We start from the raw sequence: 11,377 nt of genomic DNA, 5'->3' as shown, positions 1-11,377 counted from the left end.
TTTGCGCGTGTATGGCTTCGGTGCGCGGCAGACGCCACGGGCGTTCGTGGCGGCCTGCAGCAGCTTCATCTACACCGAGTCGATCACGGCGGCCGGTTGAGGGCCGTGGGTCAAGGCCCGGCTTAGGTGCCCGCCTTGCTGCTCCCACAGGCCAGTTGAAGAAACGCATCGACCAGCGGGTTGTCGCGCCGCGCCTGCGTGGCAAACGCGAGGCTGTAGCGCAGCGGGCGGCGGCCTTCGAGCACGGGCACGTAGGTCACGTGGGGCATCTGCATGGCCGCAAAGGAGCTGGGCACCAGCGCCACGCCAACGCCGCTGGCCACGAGCATGATCTTGGTCACCATCTGCGAGACCTCCTGCACCACTTTCGGGAAGAAGCCGGCGCGCTGGCAGGCGGCGAGAAAGATGCTCTCAAAGCCCGGCCCCGCCGAGAACGGGAATGAGATGAACGACTCGCTGGCCACCTGGCTGAGTTGGATCGATTTGCGCGTGGCCAGCGGGTGCCACGAGGGCAGGGCGATGACGATTTTTTCTTCCTTGAAGTGATCGACGACGAGGCCCTTGGCGTCTTGCAGCGGCGCCACGATCAGGGCGATGTCGGTCGCGCCCCGGCGCAGCGCTTCGAGTTGCCCGCCGGTGGTGTCGCTGTCGAGCAGGACTTCAACGCCGGGGTACGCTTTGCGAAAGAGCAGCACCAGGTCGGGCAGGGGCCCCAGGGCGGCGCTGGCCACGAACGACAGGCGGATGCTGCCTGCGGTGCCTTCGGAGGCCCGCTGCGCCAGGCTCATGCCGTGGGCGGCCTGCGCGAGTGTGCGGCGCGCTTCGCGCAGAAAGATGTCGCCCACGGGGGTGAGCCGCACGTGGCGCCGACCCCGGTCAAACAGGGGCCTGCCCACCTCGTCTTCGATGCGCTTGATGGCGTTGGACAGCGGTGGCTGTGACATGTGAAGGCGCAGGGCGGCCTTGCGGAAGTTCAGTTCTTCGGCCACGGCCACGAACTGGTGCAGCTGGCGCAACTCGATCATGTTGATATCTTTGGGCTATCAATAAATAGCAAAACAGTATTAGAAGTATCAATCAACCGTCCGCAGAATGGGCGCTCATCCACGAAAAAGAAGCGGTCATGAGCGAGAAAAATCCTGGTGAAGCATGCGCCCTGCAGCTCACCCACTTTGGCGCGGCGGGCTGGCGCATCACCGATGGCAAGACGGTGCTGCTGGTCGATCCGTACTTCTCCCGGGTGCGCTACGCGGGCAAGACCTTCGGTGACCCGGACGCCCCGGTGTCCCCGGGCGACACGCGCCCGATCTTCCGCCCGCAGGATGTGTTGTCGTCCGACACCGAGCTGGTGGACCGGCACATCGACCGTGCCGACTACATCGTCATCTCGCATTCGCATTTCAACCATTGCATGGACATGCCGCACATCGCGCGCAAGACGGGTGCGCTGGTGATCGGCACGTACAGCACCACGAACATCGCGCGGGCCAATGGCGTGGAGGAGCAGCAGCTCATCACGGTCAAGGGTGGCGAGGACTATCAGTTCGACGAGATTTCCATCCGCGTGATGAACAGCCTGCATTCGCCGCTGGCGGCCAAGCGCTATTTCGAGTGGGGCGAGGTGCCGCGCGATGTGGATCGGCCGCTGCGCATGATCGACTATTGCGAGGGCGGCACGATGGCTTACGACATCCGCTGGGGTGGCCACCGCATTGTTGTGTTCGGTTCCATGAACTACATCGAGCGCGAGTTGCTGGACATCGAGGCCACGATCGCGCTGGTGCCTGCCGCGCGCCCCCGGCTGCATGTGCGCGATTACACCGACCGCCTGTTGCGCCGCCTGGGCCTGCCCAAGCTGGTGATCGCCACCCATTGGGATGTGCAGACCGCGCCGTATGGCGCGTCGCAAGAAGAGGCGCTGGCGCAGGCACAGACCTTCGTGCAGGAGGTCAATGCCACGTCGCCCGATTCGCAGGTGATCGTGCCGCTGCATTTCGACACGGTGCATGTGGACGCCAGTGGACACGCCTGGAAGGTGGAGCACGGCCAGGCCTGAGTTGTGCTTGAAGCACGGGCCACGCCACCCTGGAAGCGTCTCGGCGCTCTCGGTAGAGGAAGACAAGAACAAGCGCGGTTTTCATGCGCCCTGGTTTGCCCCCGGGCGCACGGGTTCTCTACGGGCAAACGGAGTACTTTCATGAATCAGATGGTCAAGACATGGGTCCATGCGACCCTCGGTGCGGTGCTCGCCGCTTTCGTGTCCAGCGCGGTGGCCACGGACTTCCCGGTGCGCCAGGTGCGCCTGGTGGTGCCGGTGGCGCCGGGGGGACCGAACGACACGTTTGCGCGCACGCTGGCCCCGCGCCTGAGTGCCGGCCTGGGCCAGCAGGTGGTGATCGAGAACATCCCGGGCGCAGGGGGCAACCTGGCCACGGCCTCGGTGCTGCGGCAGCCGCACGATGGGCACAACCTCGTGCTGCACGGCATGACGTATGCGGTCAACCCGTCGATCTTCGGCGCGGCGTCTTCCTACAAGGTGGGTGACTACACGGCGGTCTCGATCGTGGCCAAGGGCCCGCTGGTGCTGGTGGTGCATCCGTCACTGGGCGTCAAGAGCGTGAAGGAACTCATCGCTTACCTCAAGAGCAAGCCCACGGGCGTGGACTACGCCTCGGGCGGGCCGGGCACGTCGCCGCACCTGGCGGCCGAGCTGTTCAAGCTGGCCGCGGGCGCGAACATGCAGCACATCCCGTACAAGGGCACGGGCGCTTTCATGCCCGATCTGCTGGCGGGGCGCGTGCCGGTGGCTTTCGTGAGCCCGCTGGTGATCAAGCCGTCCATCGAGTCGGGCCAGCTCATCGGCCTGGGGGTGACGGGTGCGCAGCGCAGCAAGGGCTGGGACTTGCCGACCATCGCCGAGGCGGGTGTGCCGGGCTTCGATTTCGAGGCCTGGTACGCGATCATGACGCCCGCCGCCACGCCGCCCGATGTGGTGCTCAAGTTGAACAAGATCGTGGACGACGCCGTGAACACGCCCGAGGCCCAGGAGAAATGGCAGAGCCTGGGGGTGGAGGTGATGCGTGGCACGCCGCAGGAGGCGCAGGCTTACGTGATGAGCGAGTACGCCAAGTGGGCCAAGGTGGTCAAGGCCGCCAACATCAAGGCCGACTGACGCATGCTGTACGAAAAGGGAACCGTTTTCGACGGGCGCGAGGTATTGCCCACAGGCCATGCGGTGCTGGTGGAGGCGGGCCGCATCCAGGCGGTGGGGCCGGGCGATGGTTTCGCCGGTTACCAGGGCCCGCGGTTTGACCTGGGCGGCGACACCTTGCTGCCCGGCCTGATCGACTGCCATGTCCACCTCACGATGTCGGGCGACGGCAAGACCGTGGCCGGCCAGGGCAACGACCACGCGGCGCTGACGCTGCAGGCGCTGGAGAACGCGCAGGCGTCGCTGCGGGGCGGCATCACGGCCCTGCGCGACTGTGGCGGCATCGACCATGTGGAGTTCGCCGTGCGCGACGCCTGCAACGCGGGGCGCTTTCTCGGGCCGTTCATCCGCGTCTCGGGCAAGGTGATCTGCATGACGGGTGGCACCAAGTGGAAGATCGCGCGGGTGGCGGACGGTCCGCAGGAGGTCGTCAAGGCGGTGCGGGAGCAGCTGCTGGCGGGGTGCGACTGCATCAAGCTCATGGCCACGGGCGCCGTGCTGCACGCGGGCACCGACATCGAGGACGCGCAGTACACCGAGGAGGAGTTGGCCGCAGGCGTGGCCGAGGCCCGGCGCTTCCGCAAGCCCACGGCCGCGCATGCCATCGGCACCCAGGGCATCCTGAACGCCGCGCGCGCGGGCGTGACCTCGGTGGAGCACGGCATGTTCATGACCGACGAGACCGTGCGCCTGATGCTGGAGCGCAAGATCTTTCTGGTGCCCACGCTGGCGGCGGTGGAGCAGGTGCTGCTCAACCCGCAGGCCGTCTCGCCCGCGTCGCTGGCCAAGGCGCAGCGGGTGGCGGCGCGGCACCGCGAATCGGTGGGCCTGTATTACCGCGCCGGCGGCCGCATCGTGATGGGGGCCGACACGGGCACGCTGTGCAACCCGCATGGCAACAACGCGCAGGAGCTGCGCTACATGGTGGCCTGCGGCATGTCGGCCAAGGACGCGCTGGTAGGCGCGACGTCGCTGGCGGCCGATCTGCTGAACCTGCCCGACCGGGGTGCGCTGGTGGCCGGTCACATCGCCGACATGCTGATCGTGCGCGGCGATCCCTTCACCCAGATCGAGCAAGTGGCGGATCGGCGCCACCACCGCCTGGTCATCAAGGCCGGGCAAGTGGTGGCCGGCCCCGAATCGGGACTCTCATGAAACTGCCTTTTGATTTCCAGAACCCTTATGCCAGCGTGCGCCTGCCGGGCTTCTTCAGAAACGTGGTGTCCACCTCCACGCCGCTGGGTGCGCAGGCGGGCCTTCGCATGCTGCTCAAGGGCGGCAACGCGGTGGACGCTGCGATTGCCGCCGCCGCCGCGCTGACGGTCACCGAGCCCGTGAGCAACGGGCTTGGCAGCGATGCCTTCTGCATCCTGTGGGACGGCCAGGCGCTGCACGGCCTCAATGCCTCGGGCCCGGCGCCGGCGGGCTGGTCGCCGGACTACTTCCGGCGCAAGTACGGCGAGGGCCCGAAGACGCCGCCCAAGCGCGGCGTCGACGCGGTGACGGTGCCCGGTGCGGTGGCCGCGTGGACGGCGCTGCATGCGCGCTTTGGCAAGCTGCCTTTTGCCGATCTCCTGGAGCCCGCCATCGAAGCCGCAGAGGGCGGCTACGGGGTGTCGCCCGTGGTGCACCAGAAGTGGAAAGCCGGGGCGCCCGAGCTGGCGTCGCTGCCTGGCTTTGCGCAGAGCTTCCTGCCCTCGGGCCGCGTGCCCGAGGTCGGTGAGCGCTTCCGCTTTCCGGCGGCGGCGCGGGCCTTGCGCGCCATCGCCGAGACGGCGGGCGAGGCGTTCTACCGGGGCGAGGTGGCGGCCGCCATCGTGCGTTTCGTGCGGGAGCACGGCGGCGTGCTCAGCGAGCAGGATCTGGCGGGCTTCCAGCCCGAATGGGTCACGCCCATCTCGCGCGACTACCGGGGCTACACGCTGCACGAGATACCGCCCAACGGGCAGGGCATCGCCGCGCTCATGGCGCTGGGCATCCTGGAGCAGTTCGACCTGGCGTCGTTGCCGGTGGATTCGGCCGACTCGCAGCACCTGCAGATCGAGGCCATGAAGCTGGCGTTCGCCGATGTGTACCGGCACGTCTCGGACAGCCGGCACCTGCAGGTCTTGCCCGAACAGATGCTGGACGACGGCTACCTCGCTTCGCGCGCGCGCCTCATTGACATGGGCCGGGCCCAGACCTTTGGCGCGGGCAACCTGGTGCGCGGTGGCACGGTGTACCTCACGGCGGCCGACGAGAGCGGCATGATGGTGAGCTTCATCCAGAGCAACTACATGGGCTTCGGTTCGGGCTGCGTGGAGCCGGGCTTTGGCGTGAGCCTGCTCAACCGGGGCCACGGTTTCAACCTGGACCCGGCCAGCCCCAATGTCGTGGCGCCGGGCAAGCGGCCGTTCCACACCATCATCCCGGCCTTCCTCACGCAGGGCGGCCGGCCGGTGATGAGCTTTGGCGTGATGGGCGGCAACATGCAGCCGCAGGGCCACATGCAGACGCTGGCGCGCATGCTGGACTACGGCCAGAGCCCGCAGGCCGCGTGCGACGCGCCGCGCTGGCGCTTCGACCAGGGCCTGGACATCAACGTGGAAGGCGCGATGAACCGGCAGACGGTGGCCGAGCTGGAGCGGCGCGGCCACCGCGTGAAGACCATCGACGACGCCTACCAGGACTTCGGTGCCGGGCAGTTCATCTGGCGCCTGGAGGGCGAGGGCGCGGGCTATGTGGCCGCGAGCGACCCCCGGCGCGACGGCCAGGCCGTGGGCTACTGAAGGCGGCTCAGGCCACGTAGGCCACGATCTCGATCTTCATGCCCGGCACCACCAGCGCCACCCCGGCGCTGGAGCGGTTGGGCCAGGGCGCGCGGAAGAACTCGCGGTACACGGCGTCGATGGCGGGCATGTCGGCCACCTCGGTCATGTAGATGAGCACCTGGGCCACGTCGTCCATGGTCTTGCCCGCGCGTTCCACCGCGCGCTGCAGGTTGCTGAAGGTCAGGCGGGCCTGCTCTTCGATGGTGCCTGTGGTGTGGACGCTGCCGTCTTCGCGCACCGGGCCGTGGGCGGTGTAGAGCACGCCGCCGGCGCGCACCATCCACGAGAAGGGCTGCTTGAACGGCGGCAGGCCGACGTCGATGACTTCTTTCATCGCTGGGCGTGTGCGGGTGGGGCTCAGTCGGCCATGATGCCGGTCTCCCGGATCACCTTGCCGTAGCGCTCGTTGTGGTACTGGTTGATCTTGGCCAGCGCCGCCGGTTCGCCACCGGCGGGGATCAGCGCCATGGTGTTCATGCGCGCGATCACGTCGGGCATCTTGAGGATTTCGTTGAGGTGGCCGTTGAGCGTGCGCACCACCTCGGGCGGCATGCCCTTGGGGCCCATGAAGCCTTGCCAGGCGTTGACTTCGGCGTCTTTCACGCCGGCCTCGGCCAGGGTGGGCACGTTGGGCGCCAGGGGCGAGCGCTGCGGGTCGGCCACGGCCACGTTGACCAGCTTGCCCTGGCTGATGTACTGCGCCACCGGGCCGAGCGTGGTGTACATCATGGGGATGTGGCCGGCCACGAGGTCGACGATGGCGGGCGCGACGCCCCGGTAGGGCACGTGCGTGAGTTTCACGCCGGCCGAGCGGTTGAACATCTCGCCCAGGATGTGCATGGGCGAGCCGCTGCCGGGGCTGGCGTAGTTGCTGAGCTTGCCGCTCTTGGCGGCGCTCACCACGTCTTTCACGGTGTTCAGGCCCGAGCCGGCGTGGGTGATGAGGAACAGCTGCTGCGTGCCGGCCAGCAGGATGGGCGTGAAGTCGGTGAGCGGGTTGTACACGGCGCCGGTGCCAGGCTTGAGCACCAGCGGGGCGGTGGCGAAGGTGTTGGGGGTGAACAGCAGGGTGTAGCCATCGGGCGCGGCCTTGGCCACGAACGAGTTGCCGATGGTGCCGCTGGCGCCGGTCTTGTTTTCCACCACCACCGGCTGGCCCACGCGGGCCTGCAGTTTCTCGGCGAAGGTGCGCGCGAGCGCGTCGGTGTCGCCCCCGGGCGGGAAGGACACGACGATGGTGATGAGCTTGCTGGGGTAGGTCTGCGCGTGCGCGCTGCCCACGGGCAGGGCGAGCGCGGCGGCGGCGGCGAGCGCGGTGAGCAGCAGGGGGCGGCGGGCAGTCATGTTCGGTGTCTCCTAGTGGGGTGAGCGGGCAGGGAAAACAGAAAGAACCGGGGCAGGTGGCGAGGCCGGTGGTCTCAGAACACGCCGGTGAAGGATCCGCCGTCGAGCAGGATGTTCTGGCCGTTGATGTAGCCCGCGTGCACGCTGCAGAGGTAGGCGCAGGTGTGGCCGAGTTCGCTGGGCTGGCCGACGCGGTGGGCCGGGTGCTTGGCCAGGCGCGCGGTGCGAACTTCGTCCACGGTCTTGCCTTCGCGCTTGGCCTGCGCGGCGAAGTTGCTCTCCAGGCGCGCGGTGTCGAAGGTGCCGGGCAGCAGGTTGTTGATGGTCACGCCGCGCGCCACGGTGGTGCGCGCCAGGCCCGCGACGAAGCCGGTGAGGCCGCTGCGCGCGCCGGTGGACAGGCCCAGGCCGTCCAGCGGCGATTTCACGGCGCTGGAGGTGAGGTTGATGATGCGGCCGAAGCCGCGCGCCATCATGCCGTCCACGGTGGCTTTGATGAGCTCGATGGGCGCGAGCATGTTGGCGTCGATGGCTTTGTGCCAGGTCTCCTTGTCCCATTGGCGGAAGTCGCCCGGGGGCGGGCCGCCCGCGTTGGTGACGAGGATGTCGAAGTCGGGGTGCGCGGCGAAGATGCGCGCGCGGCCTTCGTCGGTGGTGACGTCGGCGGCGACGAAGTCCACCCGGCCCGCGCCGTGCGCGGCCAGGCGCGCGGCGGCTTCGCGCAGCGGGCCTTCGGTGCGCGCGGCAATCACCACGTGCACGCCGTCTTTCACCAGCGCCTCGGCGCAGGCGTAGCCCAGCCCCGAACTCGCGCCGCACACGAGCGCCTTTTTGCCTGCAATGCCCAGGTCCATGGTGGTTCAGCTTTCAGTAGAGAGGGGTTGGGCGAGTTGCAGGTCCACGTCGAGCCGGGCCCAGGCGTCGATCTCGACGCGCAGCTCGGGGAAGACGAGGGCCTTGACGCCCACCAGGGTCGAGCACGGGGTGTGCTCGCCGAAGAAATCGCGCCGGGCGCGCCCGACCTCGTCCTTGTCGGCGATGTCGGTCAGGTAGACCACGGTCTTGATGAGGTTGTGCTTGTGGCCGCCCGCGGCGGTCACCAGCGCTTCGAGTTTTTTCAGCACGACCATGGCCTGCTCGTAGGCGCCCAGCGCTTCACCGCGCTCGGCGGCCTGGCGCGTGGCGGGGTGGCCGGTCATGCCCGAGACCACCACTTCCTGGCCAATGCGGTAGCCGTTGGTCCAGCTCGCGGTGGGCAGGTCGGGCACCTGCGGGCACCGGATTTTTTCCACTAGCATGTCACACGTCCTTGAGGCTGGAGAGGGGCCGCGTCCAGAAACACCGCGCAACCGGCTTTGCCGGGGCGCTGGTGTTGCCCCCTTGAGGGGGGCTGCGGCTCCACGCAGTGAGCAAGCGACGGGGGTGGTCCATTTACTGGCCTCCCGCGCGCACGCGCTCGATGATGCGTTCGCGCACCGGCACGAAGTCGTAGGTGGGGTAGCACTCGGTCTGGAAGACGCCCCACGCGGAGCGCTCCAGTTCGAGGTTGACGCGGCCCAGCAGGTGCGGCGGCACTTCGAGGGTGACGATCTGGCCCAGGCCCATGGCCACGGTCCACGACACCACGCGCGTGCCCTCCACCGGGAAGCGATCCCACCATTCGCTGGCCTTGAGCTTGGCCTGCACGTCGTCGAGCGTAAGGCCGGCGTGGTGTTTCAACACGATGGTGATGAGCACATGGGCGGCGGCGTCGGGCCCGGGCGCACCTTCGCCCTGCGGGCGGGGGTGCGGGCCGGCTGGCGAGCGGCGCTTCGCGGTGCTCACGGCATTCACTCCATCGTGATGTTGCGTGCCTTGATGACCTTGGCCCAGCGCGCGGTCTCGTCGCGGATGTGGGCGTCGAAGGCGGTGGTCTGGATGTCCCAGGCGCTCAGGCCCTGGCCTTGCAGGCGCTCGCGCACGGCAGGCTCGGCGAGGATGACGGCGGCGTCGCGCGCGAGTTGCGCGACCACGTCGGCCGGCGTGCCGGCGGGCGCGAGCAGGCCGTACCACGAAGGCACCACCACGCCGGGCACGCCCAGTTCGCCCAGCGTCGGGATCTCGGGGGCGGTGGGCGTGCGCGCGCTGTCGGTCACGGCCAGGGCAACCAGCTTGCCGCTGCGGATGTGCGGCAGCACGGTGGGCAGGTTGCTGAACATCAGCGGCACGGTGCCGCCGAGCACGTCGTTGATGGCGGGCGGCGTGCCCTTGTAGGCGATGTGCAGGATGTCCACGTCCGCCTGCGACTTGAACAGCTCGCCCGCCAGGTGCAGGCCGCTGCCCACGCCGGGCGAGGCGTAGCTGAGCGAGTCGGGCTTGGCCTTGGCGCGCGCGATGAGGTCGGCCACGCTCTTGATGCCGGTGGCGGGGTTGGTCACCAGCACGTTGGGCGTCTTGGCCAGCATGGCCACGGGCACGAAGTCTTTCTGGATGTCGAAGGGGAACTTCGGCATCAGCGTGGGGTTGACGGTGAGGTTGCCGGCCGGGATCACGAGCAGCGTGTGGCCATCGGGCTTGGCGCGCTTGACGCGCTCCATGCCGATGTTGCCGGCCGCGCCGGGGGCGTTGTCGACCACGGCGATCTGGTTGTAGCGCTTGCCCAGGCCATCGGCGAGCACGCGGGCCAGCGTGTCGATGGGGCCACCGGCGGGAAAGGGGGCGACGAGGGTGAACTTGTCGGCGGCCAGCTGCTTCTCGGCGGCGGTCTGTGCGTGGGCGGTGCTGGTGCCCAGCAAGGCGAGCAGCGAGGTCAGGGCGAGAAGGGTGCGGCGGTGTGTCATGGAAAAACTCTCAACGGTTCAAAGAAACAGGATGGTGCGCCCGGTGCCGGGCGCCTGCGGGTCACGCAAGATGCGTGCAAGGCACGCGGGCGTGGCGCGCTCTCAGTCCATCGTGATGTTGCGTGCCTTGATCACCTTGGCCCAGTTGGCCGTCTCGGTGCGGATGTGCGCATCGAAGGCGGCGGGTTTCATCGTCCACTCGGTCATGCCCTGGGCCTTGAGCGTGTCGCGCACGTGCGGCTGCGCCAGGATCTCGACCATGTCTTTCGCGAGTTGATCGACCACGTTGGCCGGCGTGCCTGCGGGCGCGAGCAGGCCGTACCACGAGGGCACCACGACGCCGGGCACGCCTTGCTCGGCCAGGGTGGGGATGTCGGGCGCGTTGGGGGTGCGCGCGCGGTCGGTCAGGCCCAGTGCCACGAGGCGGCCGCTCTCCAGGTGCGGGAGCATGGTGGGCAGGTTGCCGAACATCAGCGGCACGGTGCCCGCCATCAGGTCGTTGATGGCCGGGGTCGAGCCCTTGTAGGCCACGTGCTGGATGTCGATGTCGGCCTGGTCCTTGAAGAGTTCGCCCGCGATGTGCAGGCCGCTGCCGATGCCGGTGGAGGCGTAGAACAGCGCGCCGGGCTTGGCCTTGGCCGCCTTGATCACGTCGTTCACGTTCTTGAAGCCGCTCTTGGGGTGGGTGACCAGCACGTTGGGCGTGGTGGCGAGCATGGTCACGGCCACGAAGTCCTTCTGCACGTCGAAGGGGAACTTCGGCATCAGCGTGGGGTTGATGGTGAGGTTGCCGGCGGGAATCACGAGCAGCGTGTGGCCGTCGGCCTTGGCGCGCTTGACCTTGCCCATGCCGATGGTGCCGGCGCCACCGGGGGCGTTTTCCACGATGGCCGTCTGGTCGTAGCGCTTGGCCAGGCCGTCGGCCAGCAGGCGCGCGAGCGCGTCGATGGCGCCACCGGCGGGGAAGGGCGCGACCAGGGTGAACTTGTCGGAGGCGAGCTGTTTTTCGGCCGCGCTCTGGGCTTGCGCGGTCCCCATCAGGGCGAACAGCGAGGCGAGGGCGAGAAGGGTGCGGCGGCTTGTCATGTCGGGAGAATGTTGCAAGGTTGAGGAAAAAAGAAAATCAGCTCGTGGCCCAGGGCATGGGCGCTTCGTTGAGGCCCCAGTAGAAGCTTTTCTGGCTGGTGTATTCG

Annotated in this window: 12 protein-coding genes; 4 read left to right on the top strand and 8 right to left on the bottom strand. The window is 68.4% G+C overall.

What is annotated here, in order from left to right:
- Nucleotides 1-122: 122 nt before the first annotated feature.
- Entirely contained in the window at nucleotides 123-1,025 is a 903-nt protein-coding gene (locus KIT86_RS22090) for a LysR substrate-binding domain-containing protein (protein WP_297402403.1), read from the bottom strand.
- A 98-nt stretch (nucleotides 1,026-1,123) separates the two neighbouring features.
- Here KIT86_RS22090 and KIT86_RS22085 point away from each other — a divergent pair, with 98 nt between their 5' ends.
- The 4 genes from KIT86_RS22085 (at nucleotide 1,124) to KIT86_RS22070 (ending at nucleotide 5,979) form a co-directional block, all read left to right on the top strand.
- Nucleotides 1,124-2,056 carry an MBL fold metallo-hydrolase gene (locus KIT86_RS22085; RefSeq protein ID WP_297402401.1) on the top strand — a complete coding sequence of 311 codons (933 nt, stop codon included), beginning with the start codon at nucleotides 1,124-1,126 and terminating at the stop codon, nucleotides 2,054-2,056.
- Nucleotides 2,057-2,197: 141 nt separating this feature from the next.
- A complete protein-coding gene (locus KIT86_RS22080) occupies nucleotides 2,198-3,172 on the top strand; it encodes a tripartite tricarboxylate transporter substrate binding protein (protein ID WP_297402399.1) in 975 nt (324 codons plus the stop codon).
- A 3-nt stretch (nucleotides 3,173-3,175) separates the two neighbouring features.
- On the top strand, nucleotides 3,176-4,366 hold the full coding sequence (locus KIT86_RS22075; protein WP_297402397.1) for an amidohydrolase family protein: 1,191 nt from the start codon (nucleotides 3,176-3,178) through the stop codon (nucleotides 4,364-4,366).
- A 2-nt stretch (nucleotides 4,367-4,368) separates the two neighbouring features.
- Nucleotides 4,369-5,979, top strand: a complete 1,611-nt coding sequence (locus KIT86_RS22070) for a gamma-glutamyltransferase family protein (protein WP_297402407.1) — start codon at nucleotides 4,369-4,371, stop codon at nucleotides 5,977-5,979.
- Nucleotides 5,980-5,986: 7 nt separating this feature from the next.
- Here KIT86_RS22070 and KIT86_RS22065 read toward each other — a convergent pair whose 3' ends face one another.
- The 7 genes from KIT86_RS22065 to KIT86_RS22035 form a co-directional block, all read right to left on the bottom strand.
- Nucleotides 5,987-6,355, bottom strand: coding sequence for a RidA family protein (locus KIT86_RS22065; protein WP_297402395.1), 369 nt, complete (start codon nucleotides 6,353-6,355; stop codon nucleotides 5,987-5,989).
- A 23-nt stretch (nucleotides 6,356-6,378) separates the two neighbouring features.
- On the bottom strand, nucleotides 6,379-7,365 hold the full coding sequence (locus KIT86_RS22060) for a tripartite tricarboxylate transporter substrate binding protein (protein ID WP_297402393.1): 987 nt from the start codon (nucleotides 7,363-7,365) through the stop codon (nucleotides 6,379-6,381).
- Between the two features lie 74 nt (nucleotides 7,366-7,439).
- Entirely contained in the window at nucleotides 7,440-8,219 is a 780-nt protein-coding gene (locus KIT86_RS22055) for an SDR family oxidoreductase (RefSeq protein ID WP_297402391.1), read from the bottom strand.
- 6 nt (nucleotides 8,220-8,225) lie between these two features.
- Nucleotides 8,226-8,663: a Rid family hydrolase gene (locus KIT86_RS22050; protein WP_297402389.1), complete on the bottom strand. Its 438-nt coding sequence runs from the start codon at nucleotides 8,661-8,663 to the stop codon at nucleotides 8,226-8,228.
- A 133-nt stretch (nucleotides 8,664-8,796) separates the two neighbouring features.
- Nucleotides 8,797-9,102 carry a hypothetical protein gene (locus KIT86_RS22045; RefSeq protein ID WP_297402405.1) on the bottom strand — a complete coding sequence of 102 codons (306 nt, stop codon included), beginning with the start codon at nucleotides 9,100-9,102 and terminating at the stop codon, nucleotides 8,797-8,799.
- A 92-nt stretch (nucleotides 9,103-9,194) separates the two neighbouring features.
- Nucleotides 9,195-10,184, bottom strand: coding sequence for a tripartite tricarboxylate transporter substrate binding protein (locus tag KIT86_RS22040; RefSeq protein ID WP_297402387.1), 990 nt, complete (start codon nucleotides 10,182-10,184; stop codon nucleotides 9,195-9,197).
- A gap of 102 nt (nucleotides 10,185-10,286) precedes the next feature.
- Nucleotides 10,287-11,270, bottom strand: coding sequence for a tripartite tricarboxylate transporter substrate binding protein (locus KIT86_RS22035; RefSeq protein WP_297402386.1), 984 nt, complete (start codon nucleotides 11,268-11,270; stop codon nucleotides 10,287-10,289).
- Between the last annotated feature and the right edge of the window lie 107 nt (nucleotides 11,271-11,377).

It is taken from the genome of Hydrogenophaga sp. (genome assembly GCF_026125825.1).
GTDB lineage: Bacteria > Pseudomonadota > Gammaproteobacteria > Burkholderiales > Burkholderiaceae_C > Hydrogenophaga.
The sequence above is the reverse complement of the archived record's forward strand: the minus strand, read 5'-3'. Positions and strand labels throughout refer to the sequence as shown.